Annotated in this window: 18 protein-coding genes and 1 tRNA gene; 6 read left to right on the forward strand and 13 right to left on the reverse strand. The window is 63.2% G+C overall.

Annotated features, from left to right (window positions below):
- Positions 1-17: 17 nt before the first annotated feature.
- The 6 genes from NEI07_RS02255 to NEI07_RS02280 form a co-directional block, all read right to left on the reverse strand.
- Positions 18-1,364: a heterodisulfide reductase-related iron-sulfur binding cluster gene (locus NEI07_RS02255; RefSeq protein ID WP_256032417.1), complete on the reverse strand. Its 1,347-nt coding sequence runs from the start codon at positions 1,362-1,364 to the stop codon at positions 18-20.
- A 152-nt stretch (positions 1,365-1,516) separates the two neighbouring features.
- Entirely contained in the window at positions 1,517-1,936 is a 420-nt protein-coding gene (locus tag NEI07_RS02260; RefSeq protein WP_014889969.1) for a rubrerythrin family protein, read from the reverse strand.
- 153 nt (positions 1,937-2,089) lie between these two features.
- The gene (locus NEI07_RS02265; RefSeq protein ID WP_256032418.1) at positions 2,090-3,100 is read right to left on the reverse strand and encodes an acetylserotonin O-methyltransferase; all 1,011 of its coding nucleotides are present in this window, start codon (positions 3,098-3,100) and stop codon (positions 2,090-2,092) included.
- A gap of 42 nt (positions 3,101-3,142) precedes the next feature.
- Positions 3,143-4,543 (reverse strand): ribosome biogenesis GTPase Der, encoded by a 1,401-nt coding sequence (gene der / locus NEI07_RS02270; protein ID WP_256032419.1) that lies wholly within the window; start codon positions 4,541-4,543, stop codon positions 3,143-3,145.
- A 38-nt stretch (positions 4,544-4,581) separates the two neighbouring features.
- Entirely contained in the window at positions 4,582-5,364 is a 783-nt protein-coding gene (locus NEI07_RS02275) for a tetratricopeptide repeat protein (RefSeq protein WP_256032420.1), read from the reverse strand.
- Positions 5,365-5,459: 95 nt separating this feature from the next.
- A complete protein-coding gene (locus NEI07_RS02280) occupies positions 5,460-6,782 on the reverse strand; it encodes a PQQ-dependent sugar dehydrogenase (protein WP_256032421.1) in 1,323 nt (440 codons plus the stop codon).
- Between the two features lie 161 nt (positions 6,783-6,943).
- On the opposite strand from NEI07_RS02280, the gene NEI07_RS02285 reads away from it, so the two are divergent.
- Positions 6,944-7,750: a DUF72 domain-containing protein gene (locus NEI07_RS02285; RefSeq protein ID WP_256032422.1), complete on the forward strand. Its 807-nt coding sequence runs from the start codon at positions 6,944-6,946 to the stop codon at positions 7,748-7,750.
- A 13-nt stretch (positions 7,751-7,763) separates the two neighbouring features.
- Here the strand turns inward: NEI07_RS02285 and NEI07_RS02290 are convergent, their stop codons facing one another.
- Positions 7,764-8,876 carry an endonuclease/exonuclease/phosphatase family protein gene (locus NEI07_RS02290; protein WP_256032425.1) on the reverse strand — a complete coding sequence of 371 codons (1,113 nt, stop codon included), beginning with the start codon at positions 8,874-8,876 and terminating at the stop codon, positions 7,764-7,766.
- 314 nt (positions 8,877-9,190) lie between these two features.
- Positions 9,191-10,753, reverse strand: coding sequence for an MFS transporter (locus NEI07_RS02295; RefSeq protein ID WP_256032426.1), 1,563 nt, complete (start codon positions 10,751-10,753; stop codon positions 9,191-9,193).
- A gap of 229 nt (positions 10,754-10,982) precedes the next feature.
- Here NEI07_RS02295 and NEI07_RS02300 point away from each other — a divergent pair, with 229 nt between their 5' ends.
- The 4 genes from NEI07_RS02300 (at position 10,983) to NEI07_RS02315 (ending at position 14,076) form a co-directional block, all read left to right on the forward strand.
- Positions 10,983-11,561, forward strand: a complete 579-nt coding sequence (locus NEI07_RS02300) for a helix-turn-helix domain-containing protein (RefSeq protein WP_256032427.1) — start codon at positions 10,983-10,985, stop codon at positions 11,559-11,561.
- Positions 11,558-12,049, forward strand: a complete 492-nt coding sequence (locus NEI07_RS02305; RefSeq protein WP_256032428.1) for a hypothetical protein — start codon at positions 11,558-11,560, stop codon at positions 12,047-12,049. The genes NEI07_RS02300 and NEI07_RS02305 overlap by 4 nt, the downstream gene beginning before the upstream one ends.
- Positions 12,050-12,130: 81 nt before the next feature.
- A complete protein-coding gene (gene rlmN, locus NEI07_RS02310) occupies positions 12,131-13,312 on the forward strand; it encodes a 23S rRNA (adenine(2503)-C(2))-methyltransferase RlmN (RefSeq protein ID WP_256032429.1) in 1,182 nt (393 codons plus the stop codon).
- 131 nt (positions 13,313-13,443) lie between these two features.
- Entirely contained in the window at positions 13,444-14,076 is a 633-nt protein-coding gene (locus NEI07_RS02315) for an SGNH/GDSL hydrolase family protein (protein ID WP_256032430.1), read from the forward strand.
- Between the two features lie 19 nt (positions 14,077-14,095).
- Here NEI07_RS02315 and NEI07_RS02320 read toward each other — a convergent pair whose 3' ends face one another.
- The 3 genes from NEI07_RS02320 to NEI07_RS02330 form a co-directional block, all read right to left on the reverse strand.
- Complete coding sequence (locus tag NEI07_RS02320) at positions 14,096-14,605, reverse strand: disulfide bond formation protein B (protein ID WP_256032431.1); 510 nt, start codon at positions 14,603-14,605, stop codon at positions 14,096-14,098.
- A gap of 14 nt (positions 14,606-14,619) precedes the next feature.
- On the reverse strand, positions 14,620-15,435 hold the full coding sequence (locus NEI07_RS02325) for a C1 family peptidase (protein ID WP_256032432.1): 816 nt from the start codon (positions 15,433-15,435) through the stop codon (positions 14,620-14,622).
- Between the two features lie 149 nt (positions 15,436-15,584).
- Positions 15,585-16,163 carry a YqaA family protein gene (locus tag NEI07_RS02330; RefSeq protein ID WP_256032433.1) on the reverse strand — a complete coding sequence of 193 codons (579 nt, stop codon included), beginning with the start codon at positions 16,161-16,163 and terminating at the stop codon, positions 15,585-15,587.
- A 129-nt stretch (positions 16,164-16,292) separates the two neighbouring features.
- Between NEI07_RS02330 and NEI07_RS02335 the strand changes: the two genes are divergently transcribed.
- Positions 16,293-16,377 (forward strand) — tRNA-Leu (locus NEI07_RS02335).
- Positions 16,378-17,172: 795 nt separating this feature from the next.
- Here the strand turns inward: NEI07_RS02335 and NEI07_RS02340 are convergent.
- Together NEI07_RS02340 and NEI07_RS02345 are read right to left on the reverse strand one after the other, a co-directional pair.
- Positions 17,173-20,838, reverse strand: a complete 3,666-nt coding sequence (locus NEI07_RS02340) for an HAD-IC family P-type ATPase (protein WP_256032434.1) — start codon at positions 20,836-20,838, stop codon at positions 17,173-17,175.
- 160 nt (positions 20,839-20,998) lie between these two features.
- Positions 20,999-21,409, reverse strand: coding sequence for an ArsC/Spx/MgsR family protein (locus NEI07_RS02345; RefSeq protein ID WP_256032436.1), 411 nt, complete (start codon positions 21,407-21,409; stop codon positions 20,999-21,001).
- Positions 21,410-21,431: the final 22 nt, after the last annotated feature.

The following is a 21,431-nucleotide window of genomic DNA, read 5'->3' on the forward strand; positions in this document are numbered from 1 at the left end:
AGGTTCGGGTCCAGCCGCTACGGGTTTGACAACCCGTAAGCCCGCGCCATCAGCACGATCGGATGGCCGACGCGTTCCGGCTTCGGCGTCTCGCCGCCGAGCGTCTCGATCTCCTGTTCGATATGCAGTCCGGCAAGGGGGCATTCGGAAACGACGTGCTTCTTGTCGGCGTTCTGCAACTGCCGCGCGGCGGGCTTGCCCACCTTCATCGCCGTTTCGAAATTGCCCTTCTTGTAGCCCCAAGCGCCGCCATGACCCGAGCAGCGCTCGACCACGGCGACATCGGCTTGTGGGATCAGCGCAAGCAGCTCGGCGCCTTTCTGGCCGATATTCTGGGCGCGCGAATGACAGGAGACATGGAAGGCGACGCCGCCATCGAGTGGCGCCATACCTTCGGCCAGCCCCTCTTTGCGCGCGATGTCGACGACATATTCGGAAAGGTCGAAGGTTGCGCCAGCCAGACGCTTGACGCTTTCGTCCTCCGGCAAAATCAGCGGCCACTCGAATTTCAGCATCAGCGCGCAGGACGGCACCGGCGCGACAATGTCGTAGCCCTCGTTGATGTAGGGCGCGAAGGCCGCGGCGACCTTGCGCGCCGCCTCCGCCACTTCGTCGAGCATCCCCTGTTCGAGCTTCGGCATGCCGCAGCAGGCCGGGTGCACGACTTTGGTCTCGACGCCGTTTCTCGCGAGCACGCCAAGCGCCGACATGCCGATCGACGTATCGTTATAGTCGCCGTAGCAGGTGGCGTAGAGCACGGCCTTGCGCGCCTTTGCCGGCGCCGAGTCGTCGCGCGCGGGCGGATTTGCGGCGGCCTGCGATTCAAGGGTCTTGCTGGCGTATTTGGGCAGCTCGGCGTTGCGATCGATACCCGCGACTTTCTCTTCGAGGCCGCGCATCGTTGTGTTGTCGCGGCGCGTTGCCCAATTGGCCGCGCCTGAGATCAGCGTGGCCCATTTGCCGTAGCGGTCAGTGTCGGCAAGCGCGCGATCGACGGCGGGCACGCCCTTCTTCTTCGCTTCGACCGCGCGGTAGCGCAGGATCAGATGCGGAAAGTCGATGTTGAATTCATGCGGCGGCACATAGGGGCACTTCGACATGAAGCACATGTCGCAAAGGGTGCAGGCGTCGACGACCTGTTTGAAATCCGCGCTCGCGACCGTGTCGAGCTCGCCGCTTTTCGATTCGTCGATGAGATCGAAGAGCCGCGGGAAAGAGTCGCACAGATTGAAACAGCGCCGGCACGTATGACAAATATCGAAGACCCGCCGCATTTCCGCGTCGAGCTTCGCATCGTCATAGAAATCGTCGCTCCGCCAATCCAGCGGATGCCGGATCGGAGCCTCGAGACTGCCTTCTCGCATGATGGTCCTGTGGTGGGAACGCCGGACACCCCTCTCCCGCTTGCGGGAGAGGGTGGCTTGCGAAGCAAGCCGGGTGAGGGCGGCCCTCATCCGACCCTTGCTTCGCAAGGGCCACCTTCTCCCGCTCCGCGGGAGAAGGACTCAACACGCCCTTACTTCAGCTCGTCCAGGGCGCGCTGGAAGCGGCCGGCATGTGAACGCTCAGCCTTGGCGAGCGTCTCGAACCAGTCGGCGATCTCCTCGAAGCCCTCATCGCGGGCCGAGCGCGCCATGCCCGGATACATGTCCGTGTATTCGTGGGTTTCCCCGGCGACGGCAGCCTTGAGGTTATCGGCGGTCTTGCCGATGGGCAGGCCGGTCGCAGGATCGCCGACCGACTCGAGAAATTCGAGATGGCCGTGCGCGTGGCCCGTCTCGCCTTCGGCGGTAGAGCGGAACACGGTGGCCACGTCATTGTAGCCCTCGACGTCGGCCTTTTGAGCGAAATAGAGATAACGGCGATTCGCCTGCGATTCGCCCGCAAAGGCGGCCTTCAAATTTTCTTCGGTCTTGCTGCCCTTGAGCATAGCCATTTTCTTGCCTCCGAGTATTCGAGTCGGCGCGGCCGTCAGGCCGCGACACAGGAATTAGAATAATTCAAAACTAGCTTCTGTCCAACCAAAATCCCGCGCGGCGACGCGGGGATTCGTCGCAGGCGCCGTGGAAGCGTTCGCGCGCGGTGGGCTCTATTTGACGCCGACCACCATGGAATCCGGCCCCGTCAGATGCTCAACTCGGGAGCTGGAGAACCCGGCTTCCTTCATCCAGCCCTCGCAGTCGGCCCCGGTAAAGTCGAAGCCGCCGTCAGTCTCGATCAGCATATTGAGGCTCATCAGCAGGCCGAAAGCGTTCTCGCGACGATCATTATCGATCATGGCTTCATAGACGATGAGCGCGCCGCCTTGTGGGAGGGCGTCATAGGCCTTCCTCAACAGCAGCCGCTTTTGCTCAAGATCCCAGTCATGAAGTATGTGCCCCATGATGATAACGTCGGCCTGGGGCAGATCGTCCTTGAAAAAGTCCCCGGGATAGAACCGCAGTCGGTCCGCGAGCCCATTGGCGGCGACAAATTCCTCGAATATCGGTCCGACTTGGGGAAGGTCGAAGCCGCCGCCCGCAAGATGCGGATGCGCCCGCGCGATTGTGACGGGGACCATGCCCTGCGCGGCGCCGACGTCGATGAAGGTCCGATAGTCCCGCCAGGAGAATTTGTCGGCGATCGCCTGGGCGGCTCCGGCGCTCACGCCGCTCATCGCGGAGAGGAAGCCCTGCAGACGTTGCGGATCGGCGTAGAGGGCCGCGAAAAGATCGCTGGCGTCCTGATCTTCGCTCTGTCGGCGACCCGTTTTCAGCGCCTCCGACAGGCGCCCCCAGCTCTCATAGAGACGCGCATTGGCCATCTCCAGCAGCCCGCCGACATAGCTCGGCCGACCGCGCACAAGGAAAAATTCCGTCTCGGGCGTATTGGCGTAACGCCCGTTGGCGTCGCGCTCCAACACTTTCATCGCTACGAGCGCGTCGAAAAAATCGCGCGCGGAGCGCTTGTGCAACCCGAGCTTCGGCGTCAGCGTCGAGAGGTCGGCGGGGCCGTCGGCGAGAGCGTCGAAGACGCCGAGCTCCACTGCCGAGAGCAGCGTCTTGGCGTTCCAGAACGACATGCCGAGAGCGAGAAGTTTTTCAGGGGAAGGCTTGAGCATGGCGCCACAATCTCGTGAGCGGCGTCATGACACAAGAGTTGCTCAGCCCTTGTGACGTCCTTCGAATGGGTTCTCCCCCGACTTTTTCGAAATCCTGATTGGCACGCCGGGAAGGTCGAAGGTCTTGCGCAGACCGTTGATCAGGAAGCGCTCGTAACTCGTCGGCAGCTCGTCGAGCTGATTGCCGAAGAGCACGAAATGCGGCGGCCGCGATTTGGCTTGCGTCATGTAGCGTATCTTGATGCGCCGCCCGGAAACCGCTGGCGGCGGCGTCTCCTCGATTTGCGTCAGCAGCCATCGATTGAGCCGCCCGGTGCCGATGCGCTTGTTCCAAATTTCGTGAACCGAGACGATCGCTTGCATGAGCTTGTCCAGCCCCTGCCCCGTCGCGCCTGACACCGGAACCACCGGACAGCCGCGCAGCTGCGCCAGCAGGCGTTCTGCGTCTTCGCGCAGCTTGATGAGCGTAGCGCCGCGGTCCTCGACGAGGTCCCATTTACCGAGCGCGATGACGACGGCGCGTCCCTCGCGGGCCGCGAGGTCGGCGATCGAGAGATCCTGCTTCTCGAAGGGAATCGTCGAATCGACGAGCAGCACGACGACTTCCGAGAACCGCACGGCGCGCAGCGCGTCGGCGGCCGACAGCTTTTCCAGTTTGTCGACGACGCGGGCGCGCTTGCGCAGACCGGCCGTGTCGAAGAGCTTCATCTTCCGGTCACGCCATACGAAATCGACAGAGATCGAATCGCGCGTGATTCCCGCTTCGGGTCCCGTCAGCAGGCGGTCCTCGCCAAGAATGCGGTTGATGAGCGTCGATTTTCCGGCGTTGGGCCGCCCAACGACCGCGATGCGCAGCGGCTTCGTTACATCGAGGTCGCTGCCGTCCTCCTCGTCGTTTCGGAGATGTTCTTCAATGGCGACGTCGTCTTCGAAAGGCTCGGCGGTCTCCTCGGGCAGAGCCTCGCGCAGCGCGTCATAGAGCGCGCCCATGCCTTCGCCATGCTCGGCGGAAAACGGCACTGGATCGCCAAGACCCAGCGAAAAGGCGTCGTAGACGCCTGGCTCGCCGGCCTTTCCTTCCGCTTTATTGGCGATCAGGATAACCGGCTTGCCGGCGCGACGGACGAGATCGGCGAAATATTTGTCGTCGGGCGTGACGCCGGCGCGCGCGTCGATGAGAAAGAGAATTGCGTCGGCGGCGAGGATCGCGCTCTCGGTCTGGGCGCGCATCCGCCCTTCCAACGTCGGGCCCGGGCCTTCCTCCAACCCGGCCGTGTCGACGATGGTGAAGCGTAGATCGGCGAGCTTGGCGTCGCCCTCCCGGCGATCGCGGGTGACGCCGGGGCGATCGTCGACAAGCGCCAACTTCTTGCCGGTCAGCCGGTTGAACAGCGTCGATTTGCCGACGTTCGGCCGGCCGATGATCGCGAGCGAAAAGGACATGACTCGTTTCTCGCTGCGCTGCCGCGTCCCTACGCCAACTATTTCGAGGGCTTCACCTCGAACGGCGCCTCGCCGGACGACGCAGCGCCTTCCTGTTCCGGCTCGATCACCGGCGTCACCGAGACATTGCCGCTTGGGGCTCCTCCGGCCGCGGCCGCCGGCGCCGCCGCCGGCTTGGGTCCGCGTTTCGCGTGCAGCAACCCCTGATAGGCCGCGGCCCGCTGGCGCATGGATTGCGGCGCGTCGCGATCGCTGAGCAGAATGTTGAAGTCCCTCTCGGCCTCTTCGAAATCGTCATTGGCCAGCGCGTCGAGACCATTCCATTCTTGCGCCGAGAAGCGGAAAGCGCCGTTCGACGTCATCATGGGTCCGAGCGCGCGTTCCATTTTCTGGCGGTCTCCGCTCTCGATGATGATCAGCGCGGCGCGCAGCAAAGCGACTTCCTGATTCAGTTTGTCGACATTCTTGTCCTCGGCGATCGCCTCCAATTCCTGGAGCGCGCGCGCCCTGTCCTCGCGCAGTTCCGCAGCCCGTATGCGCGCGAGCGTCGCATAGCCTTTGGGACCGTCTTTGGCGAGCGCGTCGAAAGCGGCCGCCGCGTCCTGCGCCTTGCCCTCGTTGGCGAGCGCGACGGCGGCTTCAAAACGGGCGTTAGCGGCTTCCGCCATTTTCTGACGGTTGGTCTGGTAATAGCTCCACGCGCCGGTGGCGGCGATGATCAACACGGCGAAGATCAGGATCGGCGTGTGATAGCGCCGCCAAAGCTCCGCCGCCTTGTCGCGCCGGACGTCTTCATCGACCTCATGGAAAATATCGGACATGTGCTCCAGACCCTTGACTCCGCCCGAAAAAACCGAGCTGACCGCAGCCGTTAGCACAGGCGGCGGCCAAATGCGAGCGAAGCCGGCTAATCCGCTTACTTCTTGGCGCCGCTCGCCCGCCACACGACGTCGCCGACGTCATCGGCCACCAGCAGTCCGCCGCGCTTATCGATGATGACGCCGACCGGCCTGCCCTGCGCTTCGCCGCGCTCGTTCAGAAAGCCGGTCAGCACCTCTTTCGGGGCGCCGACCGGCGCGCCATTCTCGAACTTTACGAAAATGACTCGATAGCCCACGCGGGGACTGCGATTCCACGATCCGTGCTGGCCAATGATGACGCCGTTCTGGAACAGCCCGAGGTCCGCGTCGCCGACAAAGGTGAATCCGAGCGACGCGGTATGCGAGCCGAGCGCGTAATCCGGCCGGATCGCCTGTTTGACGAGTTCCGGATCTTGCGGCTGCACGCGTTCGTCAACATGCTGTCCGTAGTAGCTGTAGGGCCAGCCGTAAAAGGCGCCCTCCTGGACCTTCGTCATGTAGTCGGGCACGAGATTGTCGCCAATCTCGTCGCGTTCATTCACCGCGACCCAGAGGTCGCCTGTCGCGGGATTCCAATCCATCCCGACGGGATTGCGCAGTCCCGAAGCGAAAACCCGCGTGTCGCCGGTCGCCGGATCGATCTCCAGAATGTCGGCGCGGTTATGTTCTTCCTCCATGCCATTCTCGGCGGCATTGGAGTTGGACCCGACGCCGACATAGAGACGCGAACCCACAGGATCCGCGACAAGGCTCTTCGTCCAGTGAAGATTGCGTCCCGCGGGCAGATCCGCGACCTTTTCGGGCGCCGCTTCGATGCGCGTATCGCCTTCCTTATATGGAAAACGCACAAGCGAATCGGCGTTGGCGACATAAAGCTGATCGCCCACCAGCGCCATGCCGAAGGGCGAATTCAGATTCTCCAGAAAGACCTCCTTCGTCTCGGCAACGCCATCGCCGTCTGCGTCGCGTAGCAGCGTGATGCGGTTGGAGCTTGGCTTATCGGACCCGGCCTGGCGCATGTAGAGGCTCATGAAGAATCCGCGAACGCCGCCGCCTTCGTTGTCGGATTTCGCCGGCGCATCGGTTTCCGCGACAAGAATGTCGCCGTTTGGCAATTCGTACAGCCAGCGCGGATGATCGAGCCCCGTCGCAAAAGCTTCAACGCCCAGCCCCTCGGCGGGCGTGGGCTTTTGAGCGCTTGGCCAGCCCACGGCGCGCGCGATATTCACGTAAGGAAAGGCGCCGGTCGGATGCGGCTCGGGCAGCGTCGGATTGGGTCCGTAGCCAGCGCTCTCCGGCATTTCGGGGCCGCGATCGCAGGCCGCGAGCGCGATTGCGGTCAGCGCGATTAGAAATCTCCCGAAAAAATTCGCCGCCATGGCGCCTCCTCCCCAAACGAATCACAGCAAATAAGAGAAGCCGCAGCTTCAACCATCGACAGCCGGCGACGAAGACAAATATGGTGTCGACGACGCCGGTAAGATGGCGCGACGGGGGTAAGTCTCAAGCCCTCGCCAGTCCATACTAGGCTGGAATGCAAATGAGTCGAAAGACCGGACGCGTCTATGTCGGCGTCGGCGGCTGGAATTACGCCCCTTGGCGCGAATCCTTTTATCCCCCTGACCTCGCGCATAAGCGCGAACTCGAATATGCCAGCCGTAAGCTCACCTCCATTGAAATCAACGCCACATATTATCGCACGCAGAGCGCCGCGAGCTTCGCCAAATGGCGCGATGAAACGCCCGAAGGTTTCATCTTCAGCGTCAAGGCGCCGCGCTTCGCGGTGATGCGAAAGACGCCACAGGAGGCGGGAGAGTCGATCGACCGCTTTTTCGCAAGCGGCGTGATCGAGCTTGGGGACAAACTCGGACCCATTTTGTGGCAGTTCCTGCCGACCAAGAAATTCGACGCGGCGTTTTTCGACGCCTTTCTTTCCCTGCTGCCAAAGAACATCGGCGACCGACCGCTGATACACGCGATTGAGCCGCGCCATGAGAGCTTCAAGACGGCTGAATTCGTCGCGCTGGCGCGCCAGCATGGCGTCGCCATCGTCATCGCCGGCGATTCAAAATATCCGCTTATCGCCGATCTAACCGCGCCCTTCGTCTATGCGCGCATCATGGGAACGCGTGAGGCGGAGCCGCAGGGCTATGACGCCGCCGCCCTCGATGGATGGGCGAAGCGGGCGCGGCGTTGGGCGGAAGGCAGCGCGCCTGAGGACCTGCCCTCTCTGACGCAGGCGAAGCCGAAGAAGATGTCGCGAGACGTGTTTCTCTACGTGATCAGCGGCGCTAAGGAACGCAATCCGGCCGCCGCCATGGCGCTGATCGAGCGACTCTCCCGCTAGACCAAGTTCCGAATTAAAGGTCGATATCCGCCCATATCGCCGCATGATCCGACGCTGCGTCCTCCTTGCGGGCGACTTCCGGATAGGCCTCCCAGCGTTTGGCCCGCGCGCCGGGCCACATGCCTTTGCGAAACACGCCGCCGCTCGTGACCCTGTCGAACAGCGCCGGCGACAGCAGAATGAAGTCGATCTTGTTGTCCGCGGCGCAACTGCCGTAAGTGCCTGGGAAACCGCCGTCGTCAAATTTCGGATGCAAAAAGATGTCCTTCAGATCCGTCCCTTCGATGAGAGGACTCAAAGGTTCGCTGTCCGGCGTGTCGTTGAAGTCGCCCATCACGACGATGTTCTTGATCCCCATGGCAACGCGTTCGTCGTAGATTTCAGCAACGCGTTTCGCCTGCGCGCGACGTTTGGCGCTGGATGATTGCTGCGAGCCGAAACCCTTGCTCTTGAAGTGATTGAGCATCACCAGGAGGCGCGCGCCGGACGGCGCCGTCACCTCGAACTCGGCGCAGTCACGCGAAAAGATCGGGTTGCGCTCGTCTAGCATCTCGTCGACATGGCTGCGCAGCACGCCGATCGGAAACCCCTGCCGCGTCAATAGGCCGACGTCGATGCCGCGCGTATCGTTGCCGTCGATCACCATCGCATGGTGGAATGTCTCGCCGCCAAGCGCTGCGACGACGTCGGCGTTGAAATCCCGCAATACTGGCCGGCTCTCGACTTCGACGACGCCGAGGACGTCAGCCTCGACATCTCTCATCACCCGCGCCGTATTCCTCATCGCCTGTTCGTCGACGGGCTCGTCGCGTAGTTCCAGCGAGCCGACCCAATCGGCGCGCCCACTCGCGACGACCTGAACGCCGCCCGACTTGGGGCGTTTGATCAGTCCGCCTCTGTTACGCCGGAGAATGACGAAATCGTCGACGTCGGATTTTTCCAAATCAAGTTCAATGACAAGTTTCGCCATGCGCGTCTTGTCGGCGGCGCTGTACGAAGGCTGCGCCAACAGCGCGTTCAGTTCCGCGAACCGTTCGAGAATAGGTTTGCCTTGCGAAAGGCTCTTGAGATTCATTGCGCGTGCGCGGTCGAAAAGATTCTCGACGTTGTATGAGGCGAGTCTCATGAAATCCCCCAAGCGCAAAAAACAACAGAATGCGCTGAAGGCTAAAGCTCGACGCGCGCCGTGACAAGCGCATGACGGGCGACGCAAGCCTTCGAACTCGGGTTAATTGCAGCTCACTTTCCGCCGTCATGCCCGCGCTTGTCGCGGGCATCCACGCCGGGACATTGCGAAACGCATCACGCGGAGACGGCATGTTCGGCTCATGTCCTGACATTTGCCTCGTGTCATCGCGTGGATGGCCGCGACAAGCGCGGCCATGACGCGGTGAAATGACGCCTCGTTAACCTGGACTCGGAGCCCTGACGGGCGACGTCCTACGCTGCGGCCGAACTCGGCTTTTCGCCTGCGCCTTCCGACGACGGAGGACGCGCTTGCTTGAGCGCAAGCTTCGTCGCGACCGCGGCGCCGACAAGCCCCAACGCGCTCAACACGGCGGTCGCCTGAAAACCGGCGCAGAAGGCGTCGCGCGCGGCGGAAAGCGTCCGCTCGGCCTGCTCCGGGGGCAAGAATTTGACCGCATCCGCCGCGCCGCCGAGCGTCGCTCCGGCCGCCCGCGCGACGTCCGGCGGAAGCCCCGCGACGACGCCGGCCATTTTCGCTCGGTAGATCAGCGTGCCGAGACTGCCGAGCGCGGCGATGCCGAGCGCGCCGCCAAGTTCAATCGCCGTTTCCGACAAGGCTGACGCCGCGCCGGCGCGCTCGGGCGGCGCCGATGTGACGATGATTTCCGTCGTCAGCGCAATCACCGGCGTGAAGCCGACGAGAAGCAGAGACGATAGAAGCACCCCGTAGAATCCGTCGGCAAGCGCGAGGCCGATAAATCCAACAGCAGCGACGATGAGTCCGCCGGCGAGAAGATTGACGGGGGTGATGCGGCGCGTGAGCGCGGGCGTGGCGAAGGAGCCTATCATGAAGACGATCGCCGACGGCGTTGACCACAACCCCGCGTCGAGCGGCGTCAAACCAGCAACGAGCTGAAAATACTGTGCAAGCAGAATGAACGACCCAAACATGAAGAAGACGCCGAGCATGTTGATGCACAGCGCGGCATTCAGCGACCGCGAGCGAAACAGCGCGAGATCGATCAAGGGATCTTCGAGCCGCGCCTGTCGGCGCAGGAACAGGAGCGCGAGCGCGACGCCTGCGGCCATCGATCCGATCGAGTCGACGCCAAATCCCGCCTCCGCGGCGCGCTTCAATCCGTAAATGAAGGACAGCACCGCCGCGAGTGAGAGAAGCGCGCTGGCGAGATCCAATCGGCCCGCCTCGGGATCGCGATATTCCGGCAGAAGCATCGGCCCGAGAACAAGCAGAAGGACCATCACCGGGACGCCCGCGAGAAAGACCGAGCCCCAGCCAAACGATTGGATGAGCGCGCCGCCGACGAGCGGCCCGATAATGGCGCCGGCGGAAAAGCTCGAAATCCACATGCTGACCGCAAAAGTGCGTTCCGACGGATCGCGGAACATGTTGGCGAGCAGCGACAGCGTCGACGGCGCGAGGGTCGCTCCGGCGATTCCGAGCGCGGCGCGCGCAAAAATCAGCATCTGCGCCGATTTCGAGAAAGCCGCCATGATCGATACGGCGCCGAACGCCGCGGCGCCCAGCAGCAGCACCTTGCGCCGGCCGATGCGATCGCCGAGCCCGCCCATGATCATCAGGAAACCGGAGACCATGAAGCCGTAGATGTCGATGATCCACAGCAGTTGCGACGCGCTCGGCCGCAGCTCCGCCGTCAGCGCCGGAATGGCGAGATTGAGCACCGTGAAGTCCATCGCATAGACCAGGCAGGGCAGAGCGAGGACGGCAAGCCCGATCCACTCCCGGCGGGTCGCTTTGAGCGCAGGATCCGATCCGTTGGGTGTGGCGCTGTGCAAGGAGGTCGCTCCATCAGCCATCGCGGGCGTGAGCGCGCAGCGTTTATCGTTTTTGCAGGGCGACATCAATAAACGCCCCTGCCCTGCGTGGCAGTGAGCTTTCAAAGCACGATCGAGTCTGAGGATTGCGACGACGCGCTTGACATCGGCGCGAGGCAATGTCATATGACATGACATGTCGTCACATGAACTGACATCGCTACGCGAGGCGCACAAGGATCACACGCGAATGCGCATTCTCGACGCCGCGATCGACGAGATGCGCGAGGGAAAGCTGGACGCGCTCACGATCGCCAAAGTTGCTGAGCGCGCGAAGGTGACCGAACGAACCATCTACCGTCACTTCCAGACCCGGGAGGATCTCTTGAACGCGGTCTGGCCGCGCATGCAGGCGCGCGTGGGCAGTTCGGGATTTCCGCAGACAGCTGATGAATTGATCGCCACGCCGCTGCGGCTATTCCCTCGATTTGATGAAGAAGAAGGATTGATCAGAGCGTCGATCTCATCCGAAACCGGACGCGAAGTGCGCTTAAGCTCGAACGCGCAGCGTCAGGCGGCAATGCTCGCCTGCGTCGCCGACGCGCTACCCGAGATGGACGACGCCGCCAAACGCCGGCGGGCCGCGATCGTCCAGCTGATTGACAGCGCCTACGCCTGGTCGGTCCTTAGGGATTTCTGGGGATTGGACGGCGCCGAGGCCGGCCGCGCGGCGTCCGAGGCGATCGCCATCCTGCTCGGTCGCCGCTCGGCTGCGGACGAACGCGATTTTTCACCCGAACGCAATTTTTTACATGGAGAAGAGAAATGACCTGCATCGCCCACGCTTCCATCCCGGCGGACAATCCGGAGGTCGTCGCCAGAGTGCTTGCTGAGATCATGCAGGGCGAAGCGATGCCCTTCCCTCCGGCAGGGCCGAGTTCCTGGATGGCTTGGTCGGGCGACGGCGAAGTCGAGCTTGAGATCGCGCCGCGCGGCCAAGTGCTGGCATACGGCCCTGACGAAGGCTATTGGACCCCGCAAAATCAAGGAACGCGTCTTTCCGAAGCGCATCTTGCCATTTGCGTGGCTCGGCCGGCGGAGGAGATCGTCGCCATCGCGACACGGGCCGGCTGGCCGGCGCGGGCTTGCGACCGCGGCGGCGGATTGTTCCAGCTTTCGGAAGTGTGGGTCGAAGGCGCATTCATGCTGGAATTCCTGGACCCGGCGCAGACCGCGCGCTATCGCGAGGTGGTGACGCCGGAGAACTGGAAACGCTTCCTGCAGTCGATGCAGAGCGCGGAAGCGACCGCAGGCTGATCCGCGCTGACGTCGCGTCCGTGGCGACCTCAAAATATCGCGCATAAGCATGATATACAGAGGCGCTGTTCCGAGGACTTCATGAGCCTATCCGATCTATCCGCTGCGCCCACGATGACGCTTAAGCCTTCTCTTGCCGGCATGACCCGCGCCGAAATCGCCGACGCCTTGCGGACGCTCGGCCTGCCGGAGCGCGAGATCCGCATGCGCGCGTCGCAGATCTGGCATTGGGTCTATTTCCGCGGCGCGCGCGACTTTAACGAGATGCTGAATGTCTCCAAGGCGATGCGGGCCCAGCTCGCGGACGCCTTCGCGCTGCGGCTGCCGGAGATCGTCGAAGAGCAGATTTCCGTCGACGGCACGCGCAAATGGCTGCTGCGGCTGCAACCCGTCGACGCCTTCGACAAGGGCGCCGAAGTCGAATGCGTCTATATCCCGGAAAGCGACCGCGGCACGCTGTGCGTCTCATCGCAGGTCGGCTGCACTTTAAATTGCAGCTTCTGCCACACGGGCACGCAGCGGCTCGTGCGCAATCTGACGACCGCCGAGATTGTCGGGCAATTGCTCGTCGCCCGGCAGCGGCTCGGCGATTTTCCCGATCGCGAACGGCCGACGGACGGGCTGGTGCCAGCGGGCGAAGGCGTGCGCGCCGTCTCCAACATCGTCTTCATGGGCATGGGCGAGCCGCTCTACAATCTCGACAATGTCATGGCGGCGGTCGACGTCATGGCCGACGGCGACGGGCTGGCGCTGTCGAAGCGGCGCATCACTGTCTCCACCTCCGGCGTCGTGCCGCAGATTGAGCGTCTGGGCGCCGAATGCGGTCCGGCGCTGGCGATCTCGCTGCACGCGGTGCGCGACGAGCTGCGCAACGCGCTTGTGCCGCTCAACAAGAAATATCCGATCAAAGAGCTGCTGCAGGCCTGCCGCGACTATCCCGGCGCGTCGAACGCAAGGCGGATCACCTTCGAATATGTCATGCTGAAGGGCGTGAACGACTCGCCCGCCGAAGCAAAGGAGCTGGTGCGACTCCTGAAAGGCGTGCCGGCCAAGATCAATTTGATCCCCTTCAATCCCTGGCCGGGCGCGCCCTATGAATGTTCGGACTGGGAGACGATCGAGCGCTTCTCCGACATCGTCTTTAACGCCGGCTACGCCAGCCCGGTGCGCACGCCGCGCGGGCGCGACATTCTCGCTGCCTGCGGACAGCTGAAGAGCGAGACGGAAAAACTCCGGGCGAGCGCCAGGATGGCGGCGGGCTAAAAAACAAACCTGCCGACCCGATTGATCGCGAGCGGAAACTTCGCAAGGGCGGAATGGCTCTGCGACTTTCTGCCCCGACGCAGAGCGCTACTTGGATTGGCGACAAACCTTTGGCCGCGGCGTCGGCGTAAATGGCCCATCTCGTCCTTCTGGGTGATTCGACATTCGACAACGGCGCCTATACGGGCGGCGGGCCTGCGGTCATTGCTCAGGTGAGGACACGGATGCCTGTCGGCTGGCGCGCCACGCTCGCCGCCGTGGACGGTTCGACAATCGCGAGCGTCGCGACGCAGCTCGCAAGACTTCCTGCCGATGCGGATCGTCTCGTCCTCAGCATCGGAGGCAATGACGTCCTGCGTCATGCGGATTTACTCGAACGGCCGGTGTCGCGCAGCGCACAGGCGGTGGCGATGATCGGTCACGCCGCGCGCGGTTTTGAAGCCGCCTACAGGGCGATGCTGCCGCCTTTTCTGCAGCTCGATCGGCGAATGGCGATATGCACGATCTACTCCGGCAATTTCTCCGACGCCGATTTTCAGCGCGTCGCAAGCGTGGCGCTCTCGCCCTTCAATGACGCGATCATCCGTATCGGCGTCGAGCATGGCCTGACAATCATCGACCTGCGCCTTGTCTGCAACGAGCCGGCCGATTACGCCAACCCGATCGAGCCCTCCTCGATCGGCGGCGCCAAAATCGCCGGCGCGATCATCCGAGCCGTGACGGAGGACGGAACATGGTCGCGCAGCGCGCGGATTATTGGATGAGCGCCAACTGGGCGGCGAACTATGGTCGAATGCGACGCGCGCCCACGACAGCCAACCACGCCAGCGCGACCGAGATGGCGACATTCCAATTTGCCAGCGTCAGGCCGAATATCCATAAATTCGGCTCGTCACAGCGCACGACTTTCACCGACTGAAGTTGCTTCATGAAATCAGTGACCGATGGCGCGGTCGAAAGCGGCCCCGAACAGTCGCTGGGCCCCGCGAAAATCTTCCACTCGACGCCCGAATGATAGATCGAAAGGATGGCGTTGCCGGCAAAGAGCAGCGCCATCAGCAGAAAGGCGCCGCGCGCCAGACGCGCCCTCCCCGTTTGCGCGGCGAAGGCGGCGAGCGGCGCGAGCGCGAACGCCGCGTAATAGGGCGTGCGCTCCTTGTAGCAGAGCTCGCACGGCAGATAGCCGAACGACTCATAGGCGAAGGCGCCGCCGATCGCCGCGACGGCGGCGGCAAGAATCAGCAGCGCGATGTTGCGAGGCGCTAAAAGGCCGCTCGACTCAAGCAGCGCCATGCGATTTCCGACCATCAGGACGTAATATACTGCGCCTGCCCCTGCGCCAAGAACTGGAAGAGATCGTAGGCCATCCAGATATAGCCGCCGCTGCCGTTCCACGTGGCGCCCCAATCCGGCCCGAAGCTGTTCTGGATCAGAATAGCCCCTTGGGTGTCGTCATAGCCGATAATCAGCATGCAGTGGCCGACGAGACCGCCATCGGGGTTTTTGATCTTGTCGAAGGGCCCCGTCATTGGACTGGGGGCGCCGTCGTAGGCGATGAAAGCCGAATTCAGCGCCGTGCCGTAGCAGAGCGCGCCGCCATTGGCGATGACCGTCTTAACTGAATCGAGATCGGAAGTCTCCACCATCGCCCAGCCTGGAATCTGAAAGCTTGAGTCGACTGTCGCATTAGGATCGTAGCTCGACCAAAGCGTCGAACAGTTCGGCGTATAAGGCGCCGTCGCCCAGTTCGGGGTGCCGTCCTGGCACAGAAGATCGAGATAGGAGCCGAGCCGCGAGCCTTCGCATTGAGTGGCGCCATATTGCTTCATGACCTCGATGTAGATATGCGCCGGGCTTGCCTGCAATGACGCATCGTTGGGCGACGTCTGCGAATTTTGTGCGGCCGTAAAGGTCGCGAGGCCGTAGGTCGTCGCCCAGGCCGCGCAGCTGCCAGGGCTGCCGATATGCTTGGACGTGCCCTGGGCTTGCGGCGGCGGCAGATAGGCCGGATTGACATAGGCCAAAGAAGGAAGCGCGCCGGCGTAAACCGGCTTGATCAAGCGCCCCGTTTCGGTGATCGTTGGATTATAGCCCAAATTCAAAAATTCTTGTCGCGCCGACATTGAAACCTCCGACATCAAAAATGCGGCGTGAAGATCACGCCGGAGCAATTTCTAATACGTTATGATGATAGCCGTATAGCGACACTTGCAAGGAATAGCGAAGTCAGTCGTGCGTTACGGTTTGCTTCGCTGTCCGAGCCGTCCACGGCTCAAAACATCTTCGCCGCAAGCGCGAAGCCGGCGACGACGATGACCGCGAGCGAGCCCATGAACAATCCGAAATGGCTCTCGAGCTTCGCGCGGATCGGATCGCCAAAGTGATTGATCGCCGCCGCCAGCACGAAGAACCGCGCTCCCCGCGTCACGATCGACAAGACGATGAACAGCGGAAAATTATAGGCGAGTAGCCCTGAGACGATGGTCACGAGCTTGTAAGGAATAGGGGTGAAGCCCTTCACCAGAATGAAGATCGCCCCCCATTGCGCGTAGAAGGCGCGCAGCGCCTCCATCTTCTCGCCATAGCCGTAGAGATTGATCAGCCACTGACCGATCGTGTCATAGAACAGCGCGCCGAAGGCGTAGCCGAGCGCCCCGCCCGCGACGGAAGCGATCGTGCAAATGCCAGCGAAATACCAGGCCTTCTTTGGCTCGGCGAGCGTCATCGGCACGAGGATCACGTCTGGCGGCACCGGAAAGAAGGAGCTCTCGGCAAAAGCGATCGCGCCAAGCGCCAGGGGCGCATGCCGGCTCGCGGCAAGCGACATGGTCCAGTCGTAGAGCTTTTTCATCTGTTTCCAGGGTTGGCGCGGCGCGCTGCCCGCATAGCACGTAAGCGTTGAAGAAAGAAGTTTCTCGGGTTGACGGGCGCCGCGCCGCCGCTAATATCCGCGCCGCTTCGCCGGCTTCCCGCCGGCCGGGCCCCTGTGGCGGAATTGGTAGACGCGCTCGACTCAAAATCGAGTTCCGCAAGGAGTGCTGGTTCGACTCCGGCCAGGGGCACCAACGGTCATTTCGCCAACCTTCGCAGACCTCCCGTTAAATCATCGAAAACAGTAGGATGCGTCCTGTTTCCGTTTCGCCTACCTTCACGAAAGAGCGTTGGATGGCGGCTGACTCCAGCTGTGGATCACACCGGAGAAAAAGCGCTATTGGCGTTGCGCCTATCGCTTCGATGGGAAGCAAAAGGTCTTTACGATCGGCGTCTACCACGACGTCGTGCGCTCAGCCGGCGGCTCGCGCGGCATGAAGTGAGGCGGGGCTGAAAAAGCCCGGTCGTCGCCGGCGCAAAGGCATTGGCTCGGCCGCGGCGGCCAACTATTGATGAGGGCCTTTTGCAGAAGGAAATAGGGAGGTTCACATGGCGTGCGTTAAGAAGGCTGGGATGGTATTTGGCCTAATGGTCGGTTCTGCTCTCATCGCTCAAACAGCGAGAGCCCAAGATCCTATTTCACAGCTTGCCTCTGGGGTGAATCGCGTGGGGGCCGAGGCGGGCGAGGCAGTTACGGGCGTGCTGAACAGAGTGACGGGCAAGACTGCGGCTATGCCTGTCACCCCTTCACCCGCTCCTGCGACGCCGAGGTCGGCTGGTGTAGTCCATCATCATCACCACCTCCATCACCATCATCATCACCATCATTCGTGAATTGGGCGGCGGGGTTCTTAGCTCCGCCAATTCGCAGGAAATCCGCCGCGCCGATTTAGGCGCGGCGTGAAGCGAATGGCGTCCCTGCCCCACTGTCCTTCGTCGTCGAAGTGACGGCGACGCTCCCAGCGTCAACCTGCCCGGCGCCACGCCACTCAAATTTCTTCTTCGCGTAACGCCGCGGCGCGCTCCTCGATGTCGATACGCGCCGAAGCCTCCGCTCCCGGTCGAAGTGCGAAGTCGGAATTCTCGAACTCAACCACCACGTCGACCCTCGCGCCGGCTTGCGGCTCAGCGGGCCGGCGCACCTCCGTCACCTTTCCTGAAAATGTCCGGCCAGGGACGGACTCGCTCGTCAGCAGCGCCTTGGCGCCCGGCGCGATCGCAAGGGCGCCCTCCCCCTCCGCCTGCCCCTGAAGGCGAACGGTGCTGGCGTCGCCGATCATGAACAGCGGCGCGCCCGTTTCAACGCGCGCGCCGACAGCAGCCGTTCGCTCCAAGACGAAACCTGCAATCGGCGCGACAATCGCGGCGCCGGCTCGACCCGCCTCCGCCTTCGTCACTGCCTTCCGGCGCAGAGCTACTTCCGCTTCGGCGCGTTCGATTTGCGCCCGCGCCCGCGCCAAGGTGCGTCGCGCATCGGCCAGCGCCTTGCGGCGCGCCGTGCGATTTGCCGAACGCGCCTCCAATGTTTCGAGGTTCGCCTGCGCCCTCGCCTGCGCGCGCTCGCGTTGCGCCAATTGCGACTCCGCCGCCGCCAGAGCGCTTTTCTCGCGCGCCAGAGCCTCGTCGGAGGAAGACGGCGCGAGCGTCGCACAGGTTTCGCCCGCCTCGACTTTCGCGCCGAGGCCGCACGTCAGCGTCGCGACGACGCCCGCCGCAGGCGCATTGATCGGCGTCTGCGCGACCGGGGCGATCACGCCGCTGACGACGACCGTTCGACCAGCAGACGCTTCTTCACGCGTGAGACTAACCCGCGTGTGAAGATAGAACGCGCCGCTCGCGACAATGATGAGCAGCCCCAATAGACCGGCGACGACAGGCCGGACCCACTCGCCAGGCGCGACGACAGCGGCCGTGCCGGTCGTCGCAGGAACGCCACGAAGCGCCGGAGCCGCCGCGGGAGCTTTTGTCCGCGAATGGAAAATCGCTTTCTCGACCTCGACGAGCAGGAACAGCACGACGCTCGCGCCCGCGATATGCCACCATATCTCCGGGTCGAGCGGCGTGGTGTTGAACAGCGCCTGCATAAAGGGCGCGTAAGTGAACATGGCCTGCAGCACGACGACGATGGCGACGGAAATCAGCACCGCGCGGCTGCCGAACAGGCCTTTCATTGAGAGTGACGACTCAGAAAGGAAACGCGCGTTGAAGAGATAAGCGACTTCGCAGGCGACGAGCGTGTTGACCGCGACCGTTCGCGCGCTGTCGAGCCCCATGCCGCGCGCCTTCTCCAATTCGTAGAGACCGAAGGTCGCGATCAGCATCAGGAAAGAAACGAAGACGATGCGCCAGACGAAATAGCGGGACAGGATCGGTTCGCCCGACGGGCGCGGCGGGCGCAGCATGACGCCCTTCGTCGGCGGCTCGAACGCGAGCGCGAGGCCGAGCGTGACCGCGGTAATCAAATTGATCCACAGGATCTGCACCGGCGTCACCGGCAAGGTCTCGCCCATGGCGATCGCCGCGATCACCGTGAGGCCCTCGCCGCCATTGGTCGGCAAGATGTAGAGGATGGTCTTTTTCAAATTTTCGTAGACGACGCGGCCCTCATGCACCGCATGCACGATCGACGCGAAATTGTCGTCGGCAAGCACCATCTCCGCGGCCTCTTTCGCCGCCTCGGTGCCTTTGACGCCCATGGCGATGCCGATGTCGGCGCGCTTTAAGGCAGGCGCGTCGTTGACGCCGTCGCCGGTCATCGCGACGACTTCGCCGCGCTTCTGCAACGCCTGAACGAGTCGCAGCTTATGTTCGGGACTGGTGCGCGCGAACACTGTCGTGGCGCTTGCCGCCTCGCCGAGCTCCTCGTCGCCTATCGCGTCGATGTCGCGTCCGGCGAGCACTGAATCCGGACGGTTGAGTCCGAGTTCGCGGGCGATGGCGATCGCTGTCGCGGCGTGGTCGCCCGTGATCATTTTGACGGACATGCCGGCGGTCGCGCATGCGCGGATCGCTTCGACGGCCTCGGCGCGCGGCGGGTCAATCAGGCCGATGAGACCGACAAAGACGAGCCCGTTTTCAACGTCGCCGAATGCGAGTTGCTGCTGACCCTCTTCGGCTTTCTTGGCGGCGACCGCCAGAACCCGCTGCCCGCGCGTGGCCATCTCAGTGATGCGGTCGAGCCAGCAGTCACAGTCGAGCGGACGCTGCTCTCCTCGCGCGCCCTGCTCCCAGAAGCACATTTCGAGCAGCCGCTCAGGCGCGCCCTTGACGAAAATGTAGCCAGCGCCGTCATGGTCGTGATGCAGCGTCGCCATGAAGCGATGCTGAGACTCAAAAGGAATCTCATCCGTGCGCGGCAGCTCCAGCGCCAACTCTTGCAAGTTGACGCCGCCTTTGACGGCGGCCGCGAGCAAGGCGCCTTCGGTCGGATCGCCCTCGACGCTCCAGGCGCCGTCCTTCTCGCGCAGCACGGCGTCGTTGCAGAGCGCGAGTGGCCGCAATACGGCGGCCAGGTGAACGTCCTCGCGCACGACGACGTCCTTGCCATTGCGCATGAAGCCGCCATGCGGATCGTATCCGGACCCCGTTGTATCGTAGATCCCGCCGGAGATGACGATCGAGCGCACGATCAATTCATTGCGCGTCAGCGTGCCGGTCTTGTCAGAACAGATTGTCGTCACTGCGCCGAGCGTCTCGACCGCCGGCAGTTGGCGGATGATCGCCTTGCGCCGGGCCATTCGCTCCACGCCGATCGCCAGCGTAATGGTGATGATCGCCGGCAATCCTTCGGGGATCGCCGAAACCGCGAGCCCGACCGCCGCCATGAACATCTCGCCGGCGTCGAATCCCCAGACCAGCGCGCCAAAAGCGAAGACGGCGGCGCACACGATCAGAATGACGACCGTGAGCCAGCGCGCGAATTCGTCCATGCGCTGCAACAAGGGCGTGGAGAGCGTCTCCACTTCCGACAGCATGGCGTTGATGCGCCCGATCTCGGTCGCGGCCCCCGTGGCGACGACGACCCCCGTCCCCTGACCGTAGGTCACGACGGTCCCCGAATAGGCCATCGGCGCCCGATCTCCGAGCGGCACATCCGCCATGACCGGCGCCGGATCCTTGTCGACCGGCAGCGACTCGCCGGTGAGCGCCGACTCCTGCACTTTCAGAGATTTGACCCGGATGAGACGGATGTCCGCCGGAATCTTGTCGCCTGATTGGACATAGACAATGTCGCCAGGCGCGACATCGGTCGCGTCGATGACGACGCGCCGCCCGTCTCGAATGACCGTCGCATGCAGCGACAACATGTTGCGGACGGCCTCCATGGCCTTTTCGGCCTTGCCCTCCTGAATGAACCCAATGATCGCGTTGATGACGACGACCGCGACGATGACCGCGGTGTCGATCCAATGTTGCATGAGCGCCGTGACGAAGGCGGCGGCGAGCAGCACATAAATCAATACGTTGTGGAACTGCAGCGCCAAGCGCATGAGCGCGCTGCGCCGCCGGCCGGCCGGAAGGCGATTGGGGCCGTGGACGGCGAGCCGCCGTTCTGCCTCAGCCTTGCTCAAGCCCAAACGCGTCACGCCCAGGCGCTCAAGCGCCGCATCGGCTCCGATCGCCCAATAGGCCTTTTCTTCCGCCGAAGGCTGCATGCTTAAGGGCTCCTCCTCCGCAGCTTCCCCCGCACTCGCCGCCGGCCGCGCCTATTCCGATGGCTGCCGGACGGCCGAACCGGCGCCATTTACATATTATGGTTCGTCGGGAAGGGTTTCGCAGCGCCCCATCTATGGCGGCGAAGCGCTGCCGAGGAGGCTAAACAGTGTCGTTTGCGATGGAGCGCACGCAAACGTCGCTGACAGTTTCATCGGTCCGCTTGAGTCCGATCCACGCGTCGACTGCGGTCGAGTCGAAACCGGCCTCGCAATGATCGCCGATGCGCATCAGCGGACGACGGATGAGCACCGGATCGACGATCATCATCACCAGCGCCTGTTGCGGCGTGACTTTGTCTGGATCGATCTCGCCAGATTTTATACGCGGGGACGAGGCGTTGAACCATTCGGGCACGGGCTTGGCGCCGAAATAGGGACGCAGGCTGGACATGCTCCAAGGCTCGGTCAAAAGGTTGCGCGCCTCGACCTCATGTCCAGAGGCGACGAGCAGCGCCTTCTGCCGCGCATTGCCGGCGCAGCCCGGCTTTTCGTAAAAGATGACATGAGCCATCCGCGACCCCTTACATTGCGGC

Source organism: Methylocystis suflitae (assembly GCF_024448135.1).
GTDB classification, from domain to species: domain Bacteria; phylum Pseudomonadota; class Alphaproteobacteria; order Rhizobiales; family Beijerinckiaceae; genus Methylocystis; species Methylocystis suflitae.